The organism is Streptomyces sp. NPDC096324, from assembly GCF_044763015.1.
In the GTDB taxonomy this organism is placed as follows: domain Bacteria; phylum Actinomycetota; class Actinomycetes; order Streptomycetales; family Streptomycetaceae; genus Streptomyces.
On record NZ_JBIWFK010000004.1, the window covers coordinates 186815 to 210023 of the forward strand.

Genomic DNA, 23209 nt, shown 5'->3' on the forward strand with positions numbered 1-23209 from the left:
GTCAGTCCTCCAGTGCGGCGAGGCCGGGGAGCGTCTTGCCCTCGAGGTATTCGAGGGAGGCGCCGCCACCGGTCGAGATGTGGCCGAATGCGTTCTCGTCGAAACCGAGGGTGCGCACCGCGGCGGCGGAGTCTCCGCCGCCGACGACGGTGAAGCCCTTGGAGTCGACGAGGGCCTGGGCGACCGCCTTGGTGCCCTCGGCGTAGTCGGGGTGCTCGAAGACGCCCATGGGACCGTTCCAGAACACGGTCTCGGCGTCGGCGAGCTTGGCTGCGTAGAGGGCACCGGTCTTCGGGCCGATGTCCAGGCCGAGCTGTCCCGCGGGCATCTTGTCCGCGTCGACGGCGGTGTGCTCGGTGGGCGCCTTGGTCTTGAGGTCCGGGAATCCGGGGGCGACGACGACGTCGACCGGGAGCACCAGCTCGACGCCCAGCTTCTCGGCGCGCTCCATGTACTCGGTGACGGCCGGGATCTGGTCCTCCTGCAGCAGGGAGGTGCCGACCTCGTAGCCCTTCGCCTTGAGGAAGGTGAAGGCCATGCCGCCGCCGATCAGGATGCGGTCGGCCTTGCCGAGGAGCTGGTCGATGACGGCGAGCTTGTCGGAGACCTTGGAGCCGCCGAGCGCGACGACGTACGGCCGCGCGACGTCCTCGGTGAGCTTCTTCAGGACGCCGACCTCGGTGGCGATGAGGTAGCCGGCGTAGTGCGGCAGCCGGGCCGGAAGGTCGTACACGGAGGCGTGCTTGCGGTGCACCGCGCCGAAGCCGTCGCCCACGTAGACGTCGGCCAGGGCGGCGAGCCGGTCGGCGAACTCGCCGCGCTCGGTGTCGTCCTTGGACGTCTCGCCCGCGTTGAAGCGGAGGTTCTCGATGACCGCCACCTGGCCGGGCTCCAGGCCGTCCACCGCCTCGTGCGCGGCGGGGCCGACGGTGTCCTGCGCGAACGCGACGGGCGCGCCGAGCAGTTCACCGAGTCGCTCGGCGGGCTGGAGGAGGGAGAACGCCGGGTCCGGGGCGCCCTTGGGGCGGCCCAGGTGCGAGGCGACGATGACCTTGGCGCCCGCGTCGGCCAGCGCCTTGACGGTGGGCAGGACGGCGCGGATACGGCCGTCGTCGGTGATGAGGCCGTTCGCCAGCGGCACGTTGAGGTCGGCGCGGACGAATACCCGCTTGCCGGCCACTCCTTCGGCGAGAAGCTCGTCGATCGTCTTCATGAAAGGGACTCCTGGGGAAGGCGCTTCAGATCCGCGAGAGGTGACCGATCCGGGCGATCGGTCACTACGTGGCGCAGGGCCCGGACAGCGCGGCGTCGCGCTGCCCGAGCCCTGGCTCACATCGAGGTGCCTGCTCTGGAAACTAGAGCTGGCCGCCGACGAAGACCGTGAGGTCGACGAGGCGGTTGGAGTAGCCCCACTCGTTGTCGTACCAGCCGAGGATCTTCACCGTGTTGCCCTCCTGGACCATGGTCAGGGAGGAGTCGAAGGTACAGGAGGCCGGGTCGCTGACGATGTCCGAGGAGACGATCGGGTCCTCGGTGTACGCCAGGAAGCCCTTGAGGGCGCCGTCCTCGGAGGCTTTCTTGAACGCGGCGTTGACCTCGTCCTTGGTGACCTCGCGCTGGAGGGTGACGACCAGGTCGGTGGCCGAGCCGGTCGGGACCGGGACGCGCATGGCGATGCCGTCCAGCTTGCCCTTGAGCTGCGGGAGGACCAGGGCGGTGGCCTTCGCGGCACCCGTCGTGGTCGGGATGATGTTCTCGGCGGCGGCGCGGGCGCGGCGCAGGTCCGAGTGCGGGAAGTCCAGGATGCGCTGGTCGTTCGTGTACGCGTGAACCGTCGTCATCAGGCCCTTGACGATGCCGAAGTTCTCGTCGAGAACCTTGGCCATCGGCGCCACACAGTTGGTGGTGCAGGAGGCGTTGGAGATGATGTTGTGGTTCGCCGGGTCGTACTGGTCCTGGTTGACACCCATCACGATGGTGATGTCCTCGTCCTTGGCCGGAGCCGAGATGAGGACCTTCTTGGCGCCGCCGGCGATGTGCTTCTCGGCGTCGGCCTTCTTCGTGAAGATGCCGGTCGACTCGATGACGATGTCGACGCCCAGCTCGCCCCACGGGATGTCGGCGGGGTTGCGCTCGGACAGGACCTTGATGGTGTGGCCGTCGACGGTGATCGTGTCGGCGGTGTGCGACACCTCGGCCTTGAGGCGGCCCAGAATGGTGTCGTACTTCAGAAGGTGGGCGGTGGTCGCGGTGTCACCCAGGTCGTTGACAGCCACGATCTCGATGTCAGCACCCTGCTCCAGCAGCGCGCGGAAGTAGTTACGACCGATGCGGCCAAAGCCGTTGATGCCTACGCGGATCGTCACGAACCGATCTCCTCGTTAGGTACGCCGACTCAAGTGTCGGCGAGTTTGTATGGGATGTCCCCGACCGCCTCCGACCCTACCTCCCCCAAGGCCCCTGAGTGACATCGACCACGGCCATACACGGCAGGGTGATCCGTACCCGCCAGTAGGGGTACGGATCACCCTTGTCGATCATGCGATTGTCACGGACCGTCAGTCGTCAAGTGCCGAGAGTGCCTTTCCGATGAGGGCCGCGCGGTCGGCCGCCGTGCCGACGTGTTCCAGGCCGAAGCCCAGCAGGACGGTGTCGTCCGTGGTGACCGCTCCATATGTCCTGAAGAGTTCGCCGGTGCGTGCCCAGTCCCGCAGAACCGCCGGGCTGCCCGCGGGCGGACCGGCGACGGTCCAGGGGCCGAGGGAGGTCTCGAAGCCCTCGGCCCCGGCGACGGTGCCGCCGACCACGAGGGCGGTGTTGTCGACGAGGACGCCGTGGCCGCCCGTGCTCGGGTCGGTGATGTAGCCGATCGACACCTCGACCGACCGGCCGGCGTACGCGCTCAGGTCGAAGGCGACCGGCTGCCAGCCGCTGGACGCGCCGGTGAGACTGTTCCACTGCCCGCTGGACCCCGTGGCGGTGCAACCCGCCGCGCTCACGGTCAGATAGTGCTTGATCCACGGGTGTTCACGGGCGAGGAAGCCGGCCTCGCACTCGGTCGGGACGGCGGCCGAACTGGCGCCGCCCGCCTCGGGGAGGGTGGTCCAGTCGTCGGCCCCGGTCGTGTGGACCTCGACGACCGCGTGGTCGTAGCCGGGCTCGGTGTCCCACAGCATCTGGGAGCGCAGCGTCGGCTTGTCGGCGGCGGTGACGCCGGTGAGGTCGATGGTGCGGGTCAGCCGCTTGTAGGCGTCGTCGGTGTGCACCGCGGCGGCCATGTACGAACCCTCGTACGGCCCGTACGGGTTCACGGTCCCGCTGAACTGTCCCGCTCCCGCGCCGGAGGCGAACTGCGGGTACTGCGCCGGGGAGAGCGAGTCCGAGGTGACGCCGTAGGTGCCCGCCGCGTTCAGCGGGTTGCCGGGCGCGTCCCCGAGGGTTCCGGTGGCGCCGTCGAGTCCGCCGGAGCCGGTGAAGCCCTTGGCGCCGGGTGTGGACGTACGGGAGTAGGCGCCCAGGTAGTACTGGCTGAAGTCGTTCGAGAGGGTGCCGCCGCCGAGGTCGACGCTGCCGCCGGCCAGTTCGCCCGCCTCGACCAGCTTGCCGCCCTCGTTGAGGTAGGCGCGGAGCTGGAGCTGGGTGGCGTTGCCGGGCCGCGGGGCGCCGGTGTAGTGGACGACCGTGCCGAAGTGGCCGAGCACGCCGAGCGCGTCCGGCGCGCCCTGGGTGGCGACGTCCCAGACGAGGGCCTTCTTCCCGTCGGCCTTCAGCGCGTCGACGTAGGTCTGCGCCTGTGTGGCGGCCGCGCCCTCCTCGGCGACCACGAGCACGTCGGCGCGCGGCCGCTGGGCCACGGTGTACGTGAAGCGGGTGCTGGAGGTGGGCTTCCCGCTCCTGGTCTCGCCGGTGAACCAGACCTCGACCGTGTCGCCGGGGCCGGCGTCCTCGACCTTGGCGCGGTACTCGTCGAAGTAGAGGTTGTCCGTGCCGCCGTAGGTCTCGCCGCCCCGCCAGGCCCTGAGCGCCGTGTCGTGCGTACGGCCGCCGTTGACGCGGTACTTGAGCTTCTTGTCGCGTACGGACTTGCGGACGACGACGGAGATCTTCTGGTCCGCGCCGCGGGCGTACGACGTCGTGAAGGCGGACGGGGTGAAGTCGGGTGCGTCGAGACCGACCGAGGAGGAGGGCCGGTCGGGGTGGGCCGCGGTCTCGGCGACGGAGAGCGCGAACGGGACGTTCTTCTCGAATTCCTGCTCGATCAGCTTCTCGTCGTCCGGGAAGGTGAAGACCGAGGCGCAGTCCGCGGCGTTCCAGGCGTCGTTCGGGTCGAGGTCCGAGGCGGTCTCACAGGTCGACATCTCGGGGGTGAACATCGCCGTGCCGTTGACATTGCCGGCGTGGCCGTCCGCCTCGCCGTTGGTGGTGTAGAGCTCCGAGGAGACCTGCGGGTGATAGCCCGGGATCGCGGACTTCTCGGGCGTTCCTGCGAGCGACTTGTAGAGCACGTCGTCCGGCGTCGGCGTCGCCACCTGCCAGCCCACCCCGTAGAGCAGCAGTTCGGCGGCGGAGTGGTAGTTGATCCCGTACGTGAAGCCGACGCGCTTCTCGAAGGCGTCGAGCGCCTTGGTCTCGGGCTCGGACCCGGGGCTCGCGCCGCGGTAGGTCTCGCTGGTGGGGTTGGGGGACGAACCCTCGTCGTCGTAGCCCCACTTGTAGGCGAAGTTGCGGTTGAGGTCGACGCCGTCGCCGGTGGAGATGACGCCGTCGCCGTTCACGTCGCGCAGGTTCTTGCGCCACTGGCGGGTGTCGGCGTCCTTGAAGGTGTAGTCGTAGCCGTCGGGGTTGGCCGACAGGACGAACCACAGTTCGGTGGAGTCGACGATCTTCTTGACGCGCTTGTCCGTGGAGTAGTTGTCCAGGTAGTAGTGCATCAGCCGCCGCGTCATCTCGGGCGTGATCCACTCGCGGGCGTGCTGGTTGGACATGTACAGCACCGACGGCTTGGAGCCGTCCTTGGTCTTCCTGGCGCCCTTGGTCAGCTTCAGCGCGAGGATGTCCTGGCCGTTCAGGGTCTTGCCGATGGAGACGACCTTGGTCAGGCCGGGGTTCGCCCGGCCCGTCTCGACGATCTCCTGCTGGAGGTTGCCCTTGCCGCTGTAGGGGCGGAACACCCCCTGGGCGGCGTCGGCGACCCGGTCCTCGGCCTTGGCGGACAGGGTGTGCTCGGTGAGGTCGACGCCCTGCTTCTCCAGCTTCTTCGCCTGCTGGTCGGTGACGTAGACCTCGACCGTGCTCCTGCCGTTCTTCCAGGTCGTGTCGCCGAGCTCGTGACTGTCCTGGCCGGCCGCGAGCAGCAGGGGTACCTGCGCTTTCGTGACCTCCGCGCGGAACACCTTCACGGCGTTCGCGTCGGGCTGGGGTGAACCGCCCTCCTGCGCCCGGGCGACCGGCGCCACGGCCGCACCGCCCAGCAGGAGCGCGCCGGTAGCGAGGATCGCGCTCGCTCTTCGTCTCATGAGTCCCCCTTGCACGGGTCCGCCACAGCAGCGAACGGATGCCAGGCTCATGACACTTCAAGGTCAAGTCAAGGGCGCCTCACGGGCCGACGGAAACCGGCGCCGATCTCCCAAGGGGGCATCGGCGCCGGCATATTGAGCTTCTGTCAGATTTTCCGGCAGGTATTTCACACCACCCGCGCGGGTCCGGAACTCGCGCACGTCTCTCACGCCGCCCCGTGATCCGGGTCAGCCCGCGAGGTTGTCCGCCATCTCCTCGGACAGACTCGACTCCGTCCCGGGGATCCCGAGGTCCTGCGCCCGCTTGTCGGCCATCGCCAGCAGCCGGCGGATACGGCCCGCGACGGCGTCCTTCGTCAGCGGCGGGTCGGCGAGCGCGCCCAGCTCCTCCAGGGAGGCCTGCTTGTGCTCCATGCGCAGCCGTCCGGCGGCGGCCAGGTGCTCCGGCACCTCGTCCGCGAGGATCTCCAGGGCGCGCTGGACACGGGCACCGGCGGCGACCGCGGCGCGCGCCGAACGGCGCAGGTTCGCGTCGTCGAAGTTGGCGAGCCGGTTCGCCGTGGCGCGGACCTCGCGGCGCATCCGCCGCTCCTCCCAGGCCAGCACCGACTCGTGCGCGCCGAGGCGGGTCAGCAGCGCGCCGATCGCGTCGCCGTCGCGGACGACGACCCGGTCGACACCGCGCACCTCGCGGGCCTTCGCCGCGATAGAGAGCCGGCGGGCGGCACCGACGAGCGCGAGCGCGGCCTCCGGTCCCGGGCACGTCACCTCGAGGGACGAGGAGCGGCCGGGTTCGGTGAGCGAACCGTGGGCCAGGAAGGCCCCGCGCCAGGCGGCCTCGGCGTCGCAGGTGGCCCCCGAGACCACCTGCGGCGGCAGTCCGCGGATCGGGCGTCCCCGCCCGTCCACGAGCCCTGTCTGCCGGGCGAGCTGGTCACCGCCCGCGACGACGCGCACCACGTACCGCGAACCGCGGCGCAGTCCGCCGGGCGCCATCACGATCAGTTCGGAACTGTGGCCGAAGATCTCCAGAATGTCCCGCTTCAGGCGGCGCGCCGCCATAGCGGTGTCCAGCTCCGCCTCGATCACGATCCGGCCGCTCACCAGGTGGAGGCCGCCGGCGAACCGCAGGACGGCGGAGACCTCCGCCTTCCTGCAGCAGGTCCGGGTGACGGGGAGCCGGGAGATCTCGTCCTTCACCGCTGCCGTCATCGCCATGGGCCGATCCTTCCATGCATCCGAAAAATACGGTCGTACGCGGCGGCCAACAGCTCCGGATCGTGCCGCGGAGATCCATCGGGCCTGGCCACCGGCGCCAGCTCGACCGCGGCGCCGAACCGCTGGGCGGCGTCGGCGAGTGACTCGCGGTCGGGCACGGCAGCCTCGTCGGCCAGCACCACGTCCAGGGCGAGTTTAGGGGCGTGTCGTCCCAAAACCTCCAAATGACGCTGCGGGGAGAAGCCTTCGGTTTCTCCGGGCTGCGGTGCGAGGTTCAGGGAGAGTACCCGGCGCGCTCTGGTCTGGCTCAGTGCGTCCAGGAGTTCGGGCACCAGAAGATGCGGAATGACCGACGAGAACCAGGAGCCGGGACCGAGGACCACCCAGTCCGCGTCGAGGACCGCGGCCACGGCCTCGGGCACGGCCGGCGGATCGTGCGGTACGACGAGCACGGACTGGACCTCGCCGGGGGTGAGCGCCACGTTCGCCTGACCGCGGACGGTGCCGATCTCGTCCGGCCGGTCGGGGTCGTGCCCCTTGACCAGGGCCTGGAGCTCCAGGGGCACGGCGGACATGGGCAGCACCCGGCCGTGCGCGCCGAGCAGCCTGCCGACCAGGTCCAGCGCCTGGACATGGTCGCCGAGCTGCTCCCACAGGGCGACGATCAGCAGATTGCCGACCGCGTGCTCGTGCAGGTCGCCCTTGGACTGGAAGCGGTGCTGGATGACACGGGCCCAGGTCTGGCCCCAGTCGTCGTCGCCGCACAGCGCCGCCAGCGCCTTGCGCAGATCACCGGGCGGCAGGACGCCCAGCTCGTCACGCAGGCGTCCGCTGGAGCCGCCGTCGTCGGCCACGGTGACGACGGCGGTGAGGTCGCCGGTGATCCGGCGCAGCGCGGCGAGCGAGGCGGACAGCCCCATGCCGCCGCCGAGGGCGACGACCTTGGGCTGTGCGCCGCGGCGGCGCGGCTTGGCGCCGCGCGCCGCGGCCGGCCGGCCGGCCCGGTCGCCGGGGGTCTCCCGGCGCAGCCGGCTCAGCCGCAGGGCAGTACGTCCGGTCACTCGCGCCCCATGTCCCGGTGGACGAGCACGGTCTCCACGCCCTGGGAGGCGAGGCGGGCGGCGAGCTTCTCGGCGGTCGCCACCGAGCGGTGCTTGCCGCCGGTGCAGCCGACGGCGATGGTCACGTAGCGCTTGCCCTCGCGCCGGTATCCGGCGGCGATGAGCTGGAGCAGCTCGGCGTAGCGGTCGAGGAACTCCTTGGCGCCGGGCTGGTTGAAGACGTAGGCCGAGACCTCTTCGTTCAGGCCGGTGAAGGGGCGCAGCTCGGGGACCCAGTGCGGGTTCGGCAGGAAGCGCATGTCCACGACCAGGTCGGCGTCGACCGGGAGGCCGTACTTGAAGCCGAAGGACATGACGGTGGCCCGCAACTCGGGCTCCTCCTCGCCCGCGAACTGGGCGTCCATCTTGGCGCGCAGCTCGTGCACGTTCAGGCTGGAGGTGTCGATGACCAGGTCGGCGTCACCGCGCAGCTCGCGCAGCAGCTCGCGCTCGGCGGCGATCCCGTCCACGATGCGGCCGTCGCCCTGAAGGGGGTGCGGCCTGCGCACCGACTCGAAGCGGCGTACCAGGGCCTCGTCGGAGGACTCCAGGAAGACGATCCGCCGGGTGACGTTCCTCGACTCCAGGTCGGCCAGGGACTCGCGGAGGTTGTCGAAGAACCGCCGGCCGCGTACGTCGACGACGACGGCGATCCGTGCCACGTTGCCCTGGGAGCGGGCGCCGAGTTCCACCATGGTGGGGATCAGGGCGGGCGGCAGGTTGTCGACGACGAACCAGCCGAGGTCCTCCAGACACTTGGCGGCCGTGGACCGGCCGGCTCCGGACATGCCGGAGATGATCACCAACTCGGGGATGACGGCGTCCGCGGCTCCCGCCGCGGCCGTCTCGATGCCCGTACCCACCTGTGCTCCGTCTTCCTTCGGTGATTCACGCTCCGCGTGAATCACGTCTGCCTCGCTGTGTGCTTCCCGGCCCTGCGCCGGACGTTCCTCTTCGCGCGCGTCGTTCTCGGTCATGTCTCCTGCCCCCGTCGCTCGTCCGAGGCGCCCGCGGTCACGGGCTCCTCCGCGGGGCCCGCCGTCGTCTCGGGCGCCGCGTGTTCGTCGTCCTCCATGATCTCTCCGGTGGCCGTGTTCACGGCGGGTGCCGCGGGAGCCGCCTGGGCGAGGGCCACGGCGATGGTCTCCGCCGTCTTGCGCCCCACGCCGGGAACCTCGCAGATCTGGTCGATCGTCGCGGACCGGAGCTTCTTCACGGAGCCGAAATGTTTGAGCAGGGCCTGCTTGCGGGACTCGCCCAGGCCCGGCACGTCGTCCAGCGGGCCCGACCTGAAGCGTTTGGCCCGCTTGGCGCGCTGGTAGGTGATCGCGAAGCGGTGGGCCTCGTCCCGTACCCGCTGGAGCAGATACAGGCCCTCGCTGCTGCGCGGCAGAACCACGGGGTCGTCCTCGCCGGGCAGCCACACCTCCTCCAGGCGCTTGGCGAGCCCGCAGACGGCGATGTCGTCGATGCCGAGCTCGTCGAGGGCCCGCTGGGCGGCGGCGACCTGCGGCCGGCCGCCGTCGACGACGACGAGCTGCGGCGGGTAGGCGAAGCGCTTGGGCCGGCCGTCGTCCTCCGCGAGGGTGCTCCCGGAGAGCGGGGTCCCGTCGGCCAGGATCTCCGCGGTTTCCGGCACGGTGTCCTCGCCGTCCGTCCACTCCCCCGTCTTCTCCTTCTCGACGAGGTAGCGCCTGAAGCGGCGGGTGATCACCTCGTGCATGGAGCGGACGTCGTCCTGGCCGGCGAAGCCCTTGATCTGGAAGCGCCGGTACTCGCCCTTGCGCTGGAGCCCGTCCTCGAAGACGACCATCGAGGCCACCACGTCGTCGCCCTGGAGGTGCGAGATGTCGTAGCACTCGATCCGCAGCGGCGCGCTGTCCAGGTCGAGCGCCTCGGCGATCTCCTCCAGGGCGCGCGAGCGCGTGGTCAGGTCGGAGGCTCGCCGTGTCTTGTGCAGGGCGAGCGCCTGGAGGGCGTTGCGCTGCACGGTCTCCATGAGCGCCTTCTTGTCGCCGCGCTGCGGTATGCGGAGCGACACGTTCGATCCGCGGCGGGCCGTGAGCCATTCCTGGACCGGTTCCACGGGTTCGGGCAGCGCCGGGACGAGCACCTCCTTGGGGACGGAGTCGCCCGTCTCCTCGCCGTAGAGCTGCTGGAGCGCGTGTTCGACGAGGTCACCCGTGGTGACCGCCTCCACCTTGTCCGTGACCCAGCCGCGCTGGCCGCGCACCCGTCCGCCGCGCACGTGGAAGATCTGTACCGCGGCTTCCAGCTCGTCCTCGGCGAGGGCCATGAGGTCGGCGTCGGTCGCGTCCGCGAGGACGACCGCGTTCTTCTCCATGGCCTTCCGCAGCGCCTCGATGTCGTCGCGCAGGCGGGCCGCGCGCTCGTACTCCATCTCCTCCGCGGCTTCCGTCATCTGCTGTTCCAGCCGGCGGATGTACGTCCCCGTACGGCCCGCCATGAAGTCGCAGAACTCCTCGGCCAGGTCGCGGTGCTCCTCGGGCGAGACCCGGCCGACACAGGGGGCGGAGCACTTGCCGATGTAGCCGAGGAGGCAGGGCCGGCCGGTGCGGGAGGCGTTCTTGAAGACTCCGGCCGAGCAGGTGCGGACCGGGAAGACGCGCAGCAGCAGGTCGACGGTGTCGCGGATGGCCCACGCGTGCCCGTACGGGCCGAAGTAGCGGACGCCCTTCTTCTTGGCCCCGCGCATCACCTGCACGCGCGGGAACTCCTCGTTCATCGTCACCGCGAGGTGGGGGTAGCTCTTGTCGTCGCGGTACTTCACGTTGAACCGGGGGTCGTACTCCTTGATCCAGGAGTACTCGAGCTGAAGGGCCTCGACCTCCGTGGACACGACCGTCCACTCCACCGACGCGGCCGTGGTGACCATCGTGCGGGTGCGCGGGTGGAGATTCGCCAGGTCCTGGAAGTAGCTCGCCAGGCGCTGCCGCAGGCTCTTCGCCTTTCCGACGTAGATCACCCGGCGGTGCTCGTCGCGGAATTTGTACACCCCTGGGGAGTCCGGGATCTGTCCCGGCTTGGGGCGGTAGCTGGAGGGGTCGGCCATGTCACACACCCTACTGGCGCGGGCCGACAGCGCGGCCGGCTCCCGGCACGCCTGTGGAAAACCTCGCGGGGCAGGCCACCGCGTCGGAGCGGGGCCCGCGGGACGCGCCCGGTCCCTCCGCGCCCGGCCCGTCCGCGATCGGCCCCGCACCGCGCGTGCCGCTCCCGGGATGCGCCGTTTCCGGCCACCCGCGTGACGTGGTGCCGGACCCCCGGGTGGGGGCCCAGGAGGGACGGAGCGCGTCCGAGGGGCTGCGGTGAGCCATGTTGAGCATCAGGTGTTGTCGGGGCTTGGTCAACACGCTTCAATGCGGGGGAACTCGGGGCGTGAACGGCGAAACCCGCGCGTGTACAGCCCCCGCGCGCCCACCGGGCGGCGCCGATGAACCGCTCTCACGGCCTGACCAGCCGTAGTGAACATCCACAGAAAGGCCCCCTGCATGCGGACCGGCACACAGCACGCGGACGTCGCCACGGCGGAACTGGAAACGGCCCTGCGGGGCGGCCCCTTCCATGTCGCACTGCGCGCAGCGATCACCGCCCGCGGGCTGCCGCTGCAGCGCGTACAGCACCATCTGTCGCGATACGGCGTCAGAGTCGGTGTGACGAGCCTGAGTTACTGGCAGCAGGGCGCCCGCCGCCCCCAGCGCCCCGAGTCGCTCAGAGCCGTCCGCGCCCTGGAGGAGATACTCCAACTGCCCGACGAGTCCCTGATCAGACTTCTGGCCGAGGCCGAGGAGCGCTCCGATCCGGAACGGCCCACAGGGCGTTCCTACCGTTCACTGGTCGAGGCCTCCGGTGTCCTGGAACGGTTGCTCGCCGAACTGGAGTCCCCCCTCGACGGCGGTCTGCACACCCTCGGCCATCACGAACGCGTGCGCATAGGCCCGCGTCGCGAACTGCTGGGCCGCGAGTCGCACCACATCGTGCGCGCGCACAAGGACGGCGTGGACCGCTATGTCGCCATCCACCACGGCGACCCCGGATGCGCACCGGAGCGGACGACGGTCCGGGCGCTGGAGAACTGCCGTACGGGACGGGTGCGCTGGCACCGCGAGACCGGCGTGCTCGTCGCGGAACTGCTCTTCGACACCCGGCTGCGCGCGGGCGAGACGTTCCTGTTCCGCTACGCCGTCGAGGACGGCACGGCCGGGGCGTCCAGCGAGTACGTCCGCGGGTTCGGCTTCGCCGGCGGACAGTACGCGCTCCAGGTGCACTTCGCCGAGGACGCGCTGCCCGTGCGCTGTCACCGCTTCACCCAGCACTCGGCCGCCGCGCCCCGCAGCGGCCGGCAGGAACTGCCGCTGAGCGGCCGGCACCGCTCGGTGCACCTGGTCGAACCACGCGTGCGGTCGGGGATCGTCGGGATCGGCTGGGACTGGGAGTAACCGGCCGGGCGGTGCGGACCCCGGCCCGGACGCGCGCCGGGTGCGGCCTCTCGCTGAGTGCGGTCGACGGCCGAGCGCGGTCCCCGGACGCGCGTCGGATGCGATCTCCGGCCGGGCCGGGTCCGCACCCCGGTCTCAGGCGCCCGGCCCCGCGACGATGTTCCCGTTCCGCTCCTCGACGGACAACGGGTGGAGCGGCACGGTGGCCGGCGCCCGCAGCACCTTGCCGTTCTCGGCGTCGAACTCGCTGCCGTGACACGGACACACGAGGGTCGTGCCCTGAAGCTTGTTGATGGCGCACCCGGCGTGCGTGCAGATCGAGCTGAACGCCTTGAGCGAACCGTCCTCTCCACGGCTGACCACGACGTTGTGATCCTCGTACAGCTCGGCACCGCCCTTGGAGACGTCGCTCGCCGCGCCGAGGACGACGGGGGCGGTCGGCGTGGCGGGGGTCCCGCCGCCGCTGCCGCCGGAGCACGCGGCGAGGCCGAGCCCGGCGACCGGGGTGAGCGCCGCTCCCCGCAGGACGGTACGACGGCTCGCGGACGGACGGCCGGACATGGAATCTCCACTGGTCGAGGGTGCCGGCGGACACTCCGCCGACGACGCCGGGGCTGAGCACGGCGAAGGCGCCGCACACCGACCATACCGGTACAGATCATTCCGCTCGCCGCGGGGGGCCGGTCCCTGCGGTTCGGGACGTAAACGCTTGCGCAAACGTATGCGTAAGCGTTTACGCGGACCGTCGCATGGGATACGTTCACCGCGAGCGGCGGATTCCGTTCGTCTCGCGGTCCGGCGTCCAGGCTCCGTGCACCGGGCGGCACCGGATCGGCCGGCACCGGCGCAGTCCGCACCGGGTCCGCGCCACGGGCGGGCGACCGGGATCCAGGAAGGAAGCGCCATGGCGACGATGGCCGATGTGGCCCGGCGGGCGGGCGTGTCCATCGCCACCGTCTCGCACGTCCTCAACGACACCCGTCCGGTGCTGCCCGGGACGCGCCAGGCCGTTCTCGACGCGATCGACGAGCTGGGCTACACGCACAACACCCTCGCCCGTTCGCTCGTCACCTCCCGTACGCGGTCCATCGGACTCGCGGTGTCGGCGATCAGCAACCCCTTCTTCACGGAGATCCTCCAGGGCGTCGAGGCCGGAGCCCTCGAACACGGCTACGGCCTGCTGATCGCCGATCCGCACGACGACCCCGGGCACGAGCGCAAGGTCGTCCAACTGCTGCACGAACGGCGCGTGGACGGAATGATCATCGCGCCGTCGGCGGCTCCCGACGCGCTCCTGCGCTATCTGGAGCAGCACGACGTACCCACCGTCTTCCTGGACCGGCTCGTGGACGCTCCCGCCGGAAGCGGCTTCCGCCGCGACCAGGTCTGCGCCGAGAACACCGCCCCCATGGCGAGCCTGGTGACCCACCTCGCCGAGCGGGGCCACCGGCGTATCGGACTGGTCGCGGGCCTGTCCGGACTCAGCACCACGGCGGAGCGGATCACCGGCTACCGGCACGGCCTCGCGCGGGCCGGACTCCCCTACGACGAACGGCTCGTGGCGCACGGCGACTCCCGCGCGGAAGCCGCTGAGGAGGCCACCCACCGGCTGTTGTCGCTCGGCGCCGCGCCGAGCGCGCTCGTCACTGCGAACAACGCCATGACCGTCGGCGCGCTCCGGGCCCTGCGCGACCGGGGTCTGTCCGTGCCAGACGACCTGGCGCTGTGCTGTTTCGACGACTTCTCCTGGGCGGATCTGTTCACGCCGAGGCTCACGGTAATCGCCCAGCCGAGCAAGGAGATCGGGGCCACGGCCGTCCGGCTGCTCCTGGAACGGCTGGCGTCCCCGCAGCTGGAGAGCCGCACCGTCCGGCTTCCCTGCGCCTTCGTCCACCGCACCTCGTGCGGCTGCCCCGCGAGCACCGAACGCTCCGAACGCTCCGAGAACGAGATACCGAGGAAAGGATCCGCGTCGTGATCGTCGTCGCCGGTGAGGCCCTGATCGATCTGGTGCCACAGGGCTCCGGCGCCCTGGCGGGACTGCTGCCCCGGCTGGGCGGCGGCCCCTACAACACGGCGGTGGCGCTCGGCCGCCTCGACTCCCCCACGACCTTCTGCTCCCGCGTCTCGCACGACGCGTTCGGCCAGGCGCTCTTGGACGGACTCGTGGACGCGGGCGTCGACGTGTCGTCCGTGCAACGCGGTGGTGAGCCGACGACGCTGGCCGTCGCCACGATCGGGACGGACGGCTCGGCCGCGTACTCCTTCTACGTCGAGGGCACGGCGGACCGTCTCTTCGCCGCCCCGGACCAACTCCCCGACGGAGCACGGGCGGTGTCCTTCGGGACCTGTTCACTCGTCCTGGAGCCGGGCGCGAGCGCGTACGAGGAGCTGATGCGGACCGCCGCGGCGCGGGACGTCTTCACCGCGCTCGACCCGAACATCCGCGCCGGGCTGATCCCCGACCCGGTCGCCTACCGTGCCCGGTTCGAGAGCTGGTTGCCGTCGGTGTCCCTGCTCAAGCTGTCCGAGGAGGACGCCCGCTGGCTCGGCGGCACCCCGCGCGCGTGGCTGGCCGCCGGTCCCTCGGCGGTGGTGATCACCCGGGGCGGCGACGGCCTCACCGCGTTCACCCGGGACGGCGCGGTGCACTCCGTGCCCGGCGAACCGGTGGACGTGGTGGACACCATCGGTGCCGGCGACACCGTGAACGCGGCGCTGCTGCACGGCCTGGCGACCCGGGACGCCCTGTCCCCGACCGCACTGACGGAACTGGGCCCCCAGGGCTGGACCGAGCTTCTGCGCTTCGCGGCCCGCGCGGCGGCGGTCACCTGCTCCCGTGCCGGAGCGGAACCTCCGTACGCCCGCGAACTCGGCGATCTGTAGGCCGGATTCACGGCAGACGGCGCCCCGCGGGGAGTTCCCGCGGGGCGCCGTCTGTCGGGACAGGGCCGGACCGGTCCGGTGTGCCGGACCGGCCGGGTCAGGCCTTTCGGGCCCGCGTGGTCTTCTTCGCGGGAGCCGCCTTCTTGGCCGCCGTCGTGGCGGTCTTCTTCGCCGCGGCCGTCTTCTTGGTGGCCGTGTTGTTGACGGTCCTGGTGGCCGTCTTCCTCGCCGTCGTCCCGGCGGCGACCGTCTTCTTGGCGGCCGTCTTGCGCGGGGCCTTCACGGGAGCGGCGTCGCTGATCCGGTCCGCGCCGAGGATCTCGCGCAGGAACTTGCCGGTGTGGCTGGCCGGAACGCCGGCGACCTCCTCGGGCGTGCCCTCGGCGATCACCAGACCACCGCCGTTGCCGCCCTCGGGTCCCATGTCGATGACCCAGTCCGCGGTCTTGATGACATCGAGGTTGTGCTCGATGACGATGACCGTGTTGCCCTTGTCGACCAGACCGGACAACACCGTGATGAGCTTGCTGATGTCCTCGAAGTGCAGGCCGGTGGTCGGCTCGTCGAGGACGTACACGGTGCGGCCAGTGGAGCGCTTCTGGAGCTCGCTCGCGAGCTTGACGCGCTGCGCCTCACCGCCGGACAGCGTCGGCGCGGACTGGCCGAGCCTGACGTAGCCGAGGCCGACGTCGTTGAGCGTCCTGAGGTGACGGGCGATCGCGGGCACCGCCTCGAAGAAGCCGAGCGCCTCCTCGATGGGCATGTCCAGGACCTCGGAGATGGACTTGCCCTTGTAGTGGACCTCCAGGGTCTCCCGGTTGTAGCGCGCCCCGTGGCAGACCTCGCAGGGGACGTACACGTCCGGCAGGAAGTTCATCTCGATCTTGATGGTGCCGTCGCCGGAGCAGTTCTCGCAGCGGCCGCCCTTGACATTGAAGGAGAAGCGGCCGGGCAGATAGCCCCGCACCTTCGCCTCGGTGGTCTCGGCGAACAGCCTGCGGACGTGGTCGAAGACTCCGGTGTACGTCGCCGGGTTGGAACGGGGCGTGCGGCCGATCGGCGACTGGTCGACGTGCACGACCTTGTCGACGAGGTCGTCGCCGTCCACGCGCGTGTGGCGCCCCGGCACGTTCCTCGCGCCGTTCAGCTCGCGGGCCAGGTGCGTGTACAGGATGTCGTTGACCAGGGTCGACTTGCCGGAACCCGAGACGCCGGTGACGGCCGTGAGGACGCCCAGCGGGAAGGGCACGTCGATGTCCTGGAGGTTGTTCTCCCGGGCGCCGTGCACCGTGAGCCTGCGGCTCGGGTCGGTGGGGCGGCGGACGTCCGGGGTCGGGATCTCCTTCTTCCGCGACAGGTACTGGCCGGTCACCGACTCGGGGTTGGCGAGCAGCTCCTTCAAGGGGCCGCTGTGCACGACCTTGCCGCCGTGCTCGCCCGCGCCGGGACCGATGTCGACGACCCAGTCGGCGACCTTGATGGTGTCCTCGTCGTGCTCGACGACGATGAGCGTGTTGCCCATGTCGCGCAGGCGGACGAGGGTCTCGATCAGCCGGTGGTTGTCGCGCTGGTGCAGACCGATGGAGGGCTCGTCGAGGACGTACAGGACGCCGACGAGTCCGGAGCCGATCTGGGTGGCCAGGCGGATGCGCTGGGCCTCGCCGCCGGAGAGGGTGCCGGCCGCGCGGTTCAGTGACAGATAGTCGAGGCCCACGTCGACCAGGAAGCGCAGCCGTTCGTTGACCTCCTTCAGGACGCGCTCGGCGATCTTCTTGTCGCGGGCGTTGAGCTTCAGCTCCCCGAGGAAGTCCGCGCAGTCGCTGATGGACATGGCGGCGACCTCGGCGATGGACTTCTCCATGACCGTGACCGCGAGGACCAGCGGCTTCAGGCGCGTGCCCTGACAGGTGGGGCAGGGCACCTCGCGCATGTAGCCCTCGAAGCGCTCGCGGCTGGCGTCGCTCTCGGACTCGCTGTGGCGCCGCTTGACGAAGGGGACGGCCCCTTCGAAGGGCGTGGTGTACACCCGCTCGCGGCCGTACCGGTTGCGGTAGCGGACCTCGATCTGCGTCTTGTGACCGTAGAGCAGGGCCTTCTTGGCGCGCTGCGGCAGCCCGGCGAACGGAATGTCGGTCCGGAAGCCCAGCGCGTCCGCGAGGGCGCCGATCAGCCGGCCGAAGTAGTCCTTGGTGTGTCCGTGCGACCAGGCGTGGATGGCGCCCTCGTCCAGGGACTTGTCCTCGTCCGGGACGATCAGCTCGGGGTCGACCTCCATCCGCGTGCCGATGCCCGTGCACTCGGGGCAGGCGCCGAACGGCGAGTTGAAGGAGAAGGAGCGGGGCTCCAGTTCCTCGAAGGACAGGTCGTCGTACGGGCAGTACAGGTGCTCCGAGTACATGCGCTCGCGGTCGGGGTCGTCCTCGGGGAGGTCGACGAAGTCGAGCACGACCATGCCGCCGGCCAGTCCGAGGGCGGTCTCCACGGAGTCGGTGAGACGGCGCTTGGCGGAGTCCTTCACCGTGAGACGGTCGATGACCACCTCGATGGTGTGCTTCTCCTGCTTCTTCAGGGTCGGCGGCTCGCTGAGCTGGATCGTCTCGCCGTCGACCCGGGCACGGCTGTACCCCTTGGTCTGGAGGTCGGCGAAGAGGTCGACGAACTCTCCCTTGCGCTCGCGCACCAGCGGCGACAAGACCTGGAAGCGGCTCCCCTCCGGGAGCTCCAGCACCTTGTCGACGATGGCCTGCGGCGACTGGCGGGAGATGGGACGGCGGCACTCGGGGCAGTGCGGCTTGCCGATGCGCGCGAAGAGCAGCCGGAGGTAGTCGTAGACCTCGGTGATGGTGCCGACCGTCGAGCGCGGGTTGCGCGAGGTCGACTTCTGGTCGATGGAGACGGCCGGGGAGAGACCCTCGATGAAGTCCACGTCCGGCTTGTCCATCTGGCCGAGGAACTGCCGGGCGTACGAGGACAGTGACTCCACGTAGCGCCGCTGGCCCTCGGCGAAGATCGTGTCGAAGGCGAGGGAGGACTTGCCCGACCCCGACAGGCCCGTGAAGACGATGAGCGAGTCGCGCGGGAGGTCGAGCGAGACATTCTTCAGGTTGTGCTCGCGCGCTCCACGGACGATGAGACGGTCGGCCACGCCGGTCCGTACCTTTCTTGAGAGAAGTGACAGGGGCCGTGGGCCCCCGTCTTCTCAGACTAGGGCGAGCCACTGACAGCGCCGGTTGCTTTCGCTGGTTCACAACAATCCCGGACCCTCCAGCATGCCCGACGCCACCGTCGAGCTTATAGCACGCGCATTCGATTTACGGGGCCGGCCGACCAGCTTCACCCGAACGTGTGGCGGGGCTAGGGTCGACCTCATGATGGATCATGTGCGCGACCTGGCGTCTGTACGTGACGCGACGGAACGACTGCTCACCGCGGTCACGAAACTGGACAACGCCGCCGTGGCCGAGCCGTCACGGCTTCCCGGCTGGAGCCGTGGGCACGTGCTCGCCCACCTGTCCCGCAACGCGGACGCCTTGGTGAACGTCCTGGAGGGGCGGCCCATGTACGCCTCCGCGAGCACCCGGGACGCCGACATCGAACGGGACGCCCCGCGTCCGCCGGCGGCACAGCTCGCCGACCTGCGGGAGAGCGCGGCCCGCTTCGAGAGGACGGGAGCCGCTCCCGCGGACTGGTCCCGCACGGTGACCCTGCGCAACGGCGTCACCGACTCCGCGGCCCGGGTGCCGTTCCGCCGCTGGGTCGAGGTCGACCTGCACCACGTGGATCTGGGCATCGGCTACGAGCTGGAGGACCTGCCGGAGGAGTTCGTGACCCGGGAGATCGACTTCCTCGCGGAGCGGTTCGCCGGCCACAAGGACGTGCCCTCCACCGCGCTCGTCACCGGCGACGGCCGGTCGTGGACCACGGGCGGCGGCGCCGAGGGCGGACCGGTCGAGGTCCAGGGCCCTGCGGCCGACCTGCTCGGCTGGCTCTGCGGCCGCCGAGACGGCTCCGCTCTGACGGTTCGCGGCGACCGGCTCCCGGCGCTGCCTCCGCTATAGGCTGCCGTCATGACGTACAGCGGAGCGGTGACGGTCGGCGGCCCGGCCGACGTGCACGAGCTGCCAGACCTGATGATCTCCAAGGTCGCGGTCGGCCCCATGGACAACAACGCGTATCTGCTGCGCTGCCGGGCCACCGACGAGCAGCTCCTGATCGACGCGGCGAACGAGGCCTCGACCCTGCTCACCCTGATCGGCGACGACGGCATCACGTCCGTCGTGACCACCCATCAGCACGGCGACCACTGGCAGGCGCTCGCCGAGGTCGTGGCCGCCACCGGCGCCCGTACCTACGCGGGCCGGGACGACGCCGACGGCATCCCTGTGCCGACCGACGTCCTTCTCCAGGACGGCGACACGGTCAGGGTGGGCAACGTGGAACTCACCGCGCGCCACCTGGTCGGCCACACACCGGGCTCGATCGCCCTCGTCTACGACGACCCGCACGGTCACCCGCACGTGTTCACGGGCGACTGTCTCTTCCCCGGCGGTCCTGGCCGGACAACACGGCCCGAGGACTTCCAGAGCCTGATGAGCGGGCTTGAGGAGAAGGTCTTCAGCCTGCCGGATGAGACCTGGATCTACCCCGGACACGGCAACGACAGCACCCTCGGGGCGGAGCGCCCGCACATTCAGGAATGGCGGGCTCGGGGCTGGTAGTCGGAGGAGGATGTGACGTCGGCGGCAGACAGGGCCGTACTAGAGACGCCTGATATCGAGAACCAGCTCACGCGGTTCGACGCGGAGATCCTTGTGCGAGGGACTTCTCGGACCAAGCCGAGTGGCCTCCCGGACCCGTACGAGGGAACATTGGCGTGTATCGGCTGTCGCCCACGAGACCCCGACCGCCGCCGGCCCCCGAGGTGGTTCGGCCGGTCGGTCAGGCACGGAGGTGCGCATGACGGTCGCAGCCGAGGATTCCATCAGAGCCCGTGCGATGCTGCCGTACGCCCCGCCGGAGCTCGGCGGGCTCCCCGAGGGCTGGCGGGCTGTCGTCTGGGACGGTCATGGCCCCGTGCCGGCCGACGTCGCTCTGGAAGCCGTCGAATTCTTCGTCGTCCCCTACACCCGTGTCGACGCAGCCGTGCCCGTGCTGGGCCGGCTGCCGATGCTGCGGGTGGTGCAATCGTTGAGCGCGGGAGTGGAGGACCTGCTGCCGCACGTGACGCCGGGCGTCACGCTCTGCAATGCCCGCGGCGTGCACGACACGAGTACGGCCGAGCACGCGGTGACGCTGCTGCTGACCGCGCTGCGCAAGATCCCCGACCTCGTCAGGGCGCAGGAGGCGCAGTACTGGTCGGCGGGCTTCCGCCCGGCGCTGGCCGATCGGACGGTCCTGGTGCTGGGCTACGGGGCGATCGGTGCCGCCGTGGAGGCCCGGCTCGCCCCCTTCGAGTGCGAGGTGCTGCGGGTGGCCCGCACGGCCCGGGTCGCGCCGCGCGGACCGGTGCACGACCTGGGGGATCTGCCGTCACTGCTGCCGCGGGCCGATGCGGTGGTGCTGACCGTGCCCCTCACCGAAAAGACCCGGGGCCTGGTCGACGCCGGGTTCCTCTCCCGGCTGAGGGACGGCGCCGTCGTGGTGAACGTCGGTCGCGGGGCGGTGGTGGACACCGCGGCACTGCTCGCGGAGCTGCACGCCGGACGCCTGACGGCGGCGCTGGACGTCACGGACCCGGAACCACTGCCACCGGGGCACGACCTGTGGACGGCGCCGAACACGCTGATCAGCCCGCACATTGCCGCCACCACGTCGGCCTTCCGGCCGCGCGCACTGGCGCTCGTCCGGTCCCAGCTGGCGCGGTACGCGGCGGGCGAGCGGCTGGAGAACGTGGTGTCCGCCGGCCGGGGCTGACCCGGCCCGGCCGGCCGGCGGCACCCGAGCGGGGCATGCTCTCTCACTCGGCTTACAGGGAGAGGGGACTGAGCAGCCGTCAGAGGACGGCGATCGGATCCACCGGGGAACCGGTGGCGTACGGCGGGCGCATCTGTGCGACCGCGGGCCCGAGCACCTTTTCCGGCGACTCGGAGACTTCCGAAGGATGAGGCGGACGCGCACGGGGGAATGCCGTGGCCCGCGTCGGTCCGCTCAGGTGGGGGGGTGATCGCACGGCAGGTGCCGAGTGCCCGCCACGCGGGTGGAGTTCACGGAGCTCGCTTTCCTGTCGGCCGGTCGCCGGTGGCCGGGGCCAATAGGACCAGGGTGTCTCCCCGGTCGAGCCGCGGTGTGCCGTCCCCCGTGACGGGCTCCAGCCGGTGACCTGGGCGCACCACGAACAGCAGATCGCTGTCGGCGGGAACGCCGTCGGCGGCGGGTGCCGCCACGATGGCACTGCCCGCCTGGTGCCTGCGGGCGAGGGCGGGACCCGTCAGGTGCGGCCCAAAGAGAACCTCGCGGCCGCGGTAGGGAACCACCACGCTGTGGCTGCCCCTCGTCGCGCCCACGCGGAGGACCGGTCCCTCGACGCCACCGCGCAGGACCGCGGACGCCAGGGCGTTGAAGTCGTCCTCGTCGGTGAGGAGGAACACGCCGGTGACGCCTTCCAGTTCGGCGCCGGAGCCGGTGGCGTTGCCCAGCATGGCGCCCGGGGCGATCTCGAGTCCGGCCCGCTGGATGCGGTCGCGTTGTTCGTCCGGTCCGGCCCACATCAGCACGTCCATCCCGGTGGATCTCAGGGTCGCACCGAGGTCGATGACCCATGGAGCTCCGCCGACCAGGAGGGGGCGCGAGCGGGACGGGCGCTTCACCCGCAGGAGCCGGGCCACGGGGGCGGCCGTGAGCCCGTAAAGAGTGACGGTGACGACGATGACGACGAAGGTGGCCGGAAGGATCTTGGCGGCTCCGTCGACGTGATCGGCGACCAGCGCCGATGTGAAGGTGGAGGCGGTGGCGGCGGCGACGATCCCGCGTGGCGCCATCCACCCGACGAAACACCGTTCGCCCCGGGACAGGTCGGTGCCGAAGGTGCACATCGCGACGACCAGGGGCCTGACGACGACGATCAAGAAGGCCGCCAACCCGAGTGCGGGCAGCCCCACGTGGTTCAGCGACGCGGGGGTGACCGTGGCTGAGATCCCGGTGAAGAGCAGCCCGATGATGAGACTGACCAGTGTCTCGAAGAACCGGCGGCGCACGGGGATGTCGATGCGGGAGATGTTGGCCACCGACAGGCCCATCAGCACGGCGGCGATGAGTCCCGAGTCGTCGCGCAGGATGTCGCAGCCGGCCGCCACTCCCATCACGACGGCCAGTTGGGCCGTGGTGCCGAGCACCTCGCCCGGCCGCACCACGTGGAACAGTGCCCACAGCGCGGCCGCCCCGATCACGCCTCCTGCCACTCCCGTGCCCACGCTGGCCGCGAAGTGCGCGATCCCGCGGGATGCCGAGGACTCGGTGCTGGCGGCGACGGCGTGGAAGACGACGGCGCCGAGGATGCCGCCGACGGGATCGATGAGGGAGCCTTCCCACACGAGGATGTGCCGGAGGCGGTCCTTGGGTCGGACGATGCCGAGCAGAGGCCCCACGACGGTAGGCCCCGAAACCACCAGGACTGCGCCCAGAACAATGGCCGCCTCGTGGGACATACTCAGCAGCGGGATGGCGAGCGCGGCGCCGAGCAGGCAAGTGGCGGGAACGCCGAGCCAGATCAGGCGGGTGACGACCGTGCGGTTGTGGCCCCTGAATCTGCCCAGGTCCAGGCCGAGTCCGGCGTCGTAGAGAATCACGGCGACACCCAGGGACACCAGCGGGGAGAAGGCGGCGCCGAGCAGTTGCTGGGGGTTGATGTCGTCGATCAGCGCTCCGGCCGCGAACCCGACCGGGAGCATGACGATCAGTGAGGGGATGCGCAGGACGGAGGCCAGCAACTGTGACCCGACGGCGAAGACCATGATCAGGGCCACGCCGGTGAGCACGTCATCCGTCGTCACGAACAGTCCTTCTCTCGGGAAGCCGCTTGAGCGGTGACGTG

Annotated in this window: 16 protein-coding genes; 6 read left to right on the forward strand and 10 right to left on the reverse strand. The window is 70.7% G+C overall.

Annotated features, from left to right (window positions below; all coding sequences use genetic code 11):
• Position 1: 1 nt before the first annotated feature.
• The 7 genes from ACIQ7M_RS11655 to uvrC all read right to left on the reverse strand — a co-directional run bounded on the left by ACIQ7M_RS11655 (position 2) and on the right by uvrC (position 10907).
• Positions 2-1213, reverse strand: coding sequence for a phosphoglycerate kinase (locus ACIQ7M_RS11655; RefSeq protein ID WP_355774187.1), 1212 nt, complete (start codon positions 1211-1213; stop codon positions 2-4).
• A gap of 142 nt (positions 1214-1355) precedes the next feature.
• Positions 1356-2366: a type I glyceraldehyde-3-phosphate dehydrogenase gene (gap, locus tag ACIQ7M_RS11660; protein WP_355774184.1), complete on the reverse strand. Its 1011-nt coding sequence runs from the start codon at positions 2364-2366 to the stop codon at positions 1356-1358.
• A gap of 192 nt (positions 2367-2558) precedes the next feature.
• On the reverse strand, positions 2559-5516 hold the full coding sequence (locus ACIQ7M_RS11665; protein WP_403642580.1) for a M14 family zinc carboxypeptidase: 2958 nt from the start codon (positions 5514-5516) through the stop codon (positions 2559-2561).
• Between the two features lie 228 nt (positions 5517-5744).
• The gene (gene whiA, locus ACIQ7M_RS11670; RefSeq protein ID WP_328453718.1) at positions 5745-6734 is read right to left on the reverse strand and encodes a DNA-binding protein WhiA; all 990 of its coding nucleotides are present in this window, start codon (positions 6732-6734) and stop codon (positions 5745-5747) included.
• Positions 6725-7795: a uridine diphosphate-N-acetylglucosamine-binding protein YvcK gene (yvcK, locus tag ACIQ7M_RS11675; protein WP_403642585.1), complete on the reverse strand. Its 1071-nt coding sequence runs from the start codon at positions 7793-7795 to the stop codon at positions 6725-6727. The genes whiA and yvcK overlap by 10 nt, the downstream gene beginning before the upstream one ends.
• The gene (gene rapZ, locus ACIQ7M_RS11680) at positions 7792-8811 is read right to left on the reverse strand and encodes an RNase adapter RapZ (protein ID WP_403642588.1); all 1020 of its coding nucleotides are present in this window, start codon (positions 8809-8811) and stop codon (positions 7792-7794) included. Before rapZ ends, yvcK begins: the two co-directional genes overlap by 4 nt.
• The gene (gene uvrC, locus ACIQ7M_RS11685) at positions 8808-10907 is read right to left on the reverse strand and encodes an excinuclease ABC subunit UvrC (RefSeq protein ID WP_403642591.1); all 2100 of its coding nucleotides are present in this window, start codon (positions 10905-10907) and stop codon (positions 8808-8810) included. The genes rapZ and uvrC overlap by 4 nt, the downstream gene beginning before the upstream one ends.
• Before the next feature lie 439 nt (positions 10908-11346).
• Between uvrC and ACIQ7M_RS11690 the strand changes: the two genes are divergently transcribed.
• The gene (locus ACIQ7M_RS11690) at positions 11347-12294 is read left to right on the forward strand and encodes a hypothetical protein (protein ID WP_355774481.1); all 948 of its coding nucleotides are present in this window, start codon (positions 11347-11349) and stop codon (positions 12292-12294) included.
• 135 nt (positions 12295-12429) lie between these two features.
• Here ACIQ7M_RS11690 and ACIQ7M_RS11695 read toward each other — a convergent pair whose 3' ends face one another.
• The gene (locus ACIQ7M_RS11695; protein WP_403642596.1) at positions 12430-12855 is read right to left on the reverse strand and encodes a Rieske (2Fe-2S) protein; all 426 of its coding nucleotides are present in this window, start codon (positions 12853-12855) and stop codon (positions 12430-12432) included.
• A 343-nt stretch (positions 12856-13198) separates the two neighbouring features.
• On the opposite strand from ACIQ7M_RS11695, the gene ACIQ7M_RS11700 reads away from it, so the two are divergent.
• Positions 13199-14272 carry a LacI family DNA-binding transcriptional regulator gene (locus tag ACIQ7M_RS11700; RefSeq protein WP_403642599.1) on the forward strand — a complete coding sequence of 358 codons (1074 nt, stop codon included), beginning with the start codon at positions 13199-13201 and terminating at the stop codon, positions 14270-14272.
• Positions 14269-15180, forward strand: coding sequence for a carbohydrate kinase (locus ACIQ7M_RS11705; protein ID WP_403642602.1), 912 nt, complete (start codon positions 14269-14271; stop codon positions 15178-15180). Before ACIQ7M_RS11700 ends, ACIQ7M_RS11705 begins: the two co-directional genes overlap by 4 nt.
• 97 nt (positions 15181-15277) lie before the next feature.
• On the opposite strand, the gene uvrA is transcribed toward ACIQ7M_RS11705, so the two are convergent.
• On the reverse strand, positions 15278-18325 hold the full coding sequence (gene uvrA, locus ACIQ7M_RS11710) for an excinuclease ABC subunit UvrA (protein WP_403642605.1): 3048 nt from the start codon (positions 18323-18325) through the stop codon (positions 15278-15280).
• Between the two features lie 223 nt (positions 18326-18548).
• Here uvrA and ACIQ7M_RS11715 point away from each other — a divergent pair, with 223 nt between their 5' ends.
• The 3 genes from ACIQ7M_RS11715 (at position 18549) to ACIQ7M_RS11725 (ending at position 21093) form a co-directional block, all read left to right on the forward strand.
• Entirely contained in the window at positions 18549-19238 is a 690-nt protein-coding gene (locus ACIQ7M_RS11715; protein WP_403642608.1) for a maleylpyruvate isomerase family mycothiol-dependent enzyme, read from the forward strand.
• A 9-nt stretch (positions 19239-19247) separates the two neighbouring features.
• Positions 19248-19898, forward strand: coding sequence for an MBL fold metallo-hydrolase (locus tag ACIQ7M_RS11720; RefSeq protein ID WP_403642611.1), 651 nt, complete (start codon positions 19248-19250; stop codon positions 19896-19898).
• A 238-nt stretch (positions 19899-20136) separates the two neighbouring features.
• Positions 20137-21093 carry a 2-hydroxyacid dehydrogenase gene (locus ACIQ7M_RS11725; RefSeq protein ID WP_403642614.1) on the forward strand — a complete coding sequence of 319 codons (957 nt, stop codon included), beginning with the start codon at positions 20137-20139 and terminating at the stop codon, positions 21091-21093.
• 290 nt (positions 21094-21383) lie between these two features.
• Here the strand turns inward: ACIQ7M_RS11725 and ACIQ7M_RS11730 are convergent, their stop codons facing one another.
• Entirely contained in the window at positions 21384-23168 is a 1785-nt protein-coding gene (locus ACIQ7M_RS11730) for a cation:proton antiporter (RefSeq protein ID WP_403642617.1), read from the reverse strand.
• Between the last annotated feature and the right edge of the window lie 41 nt (positions 23169-23209).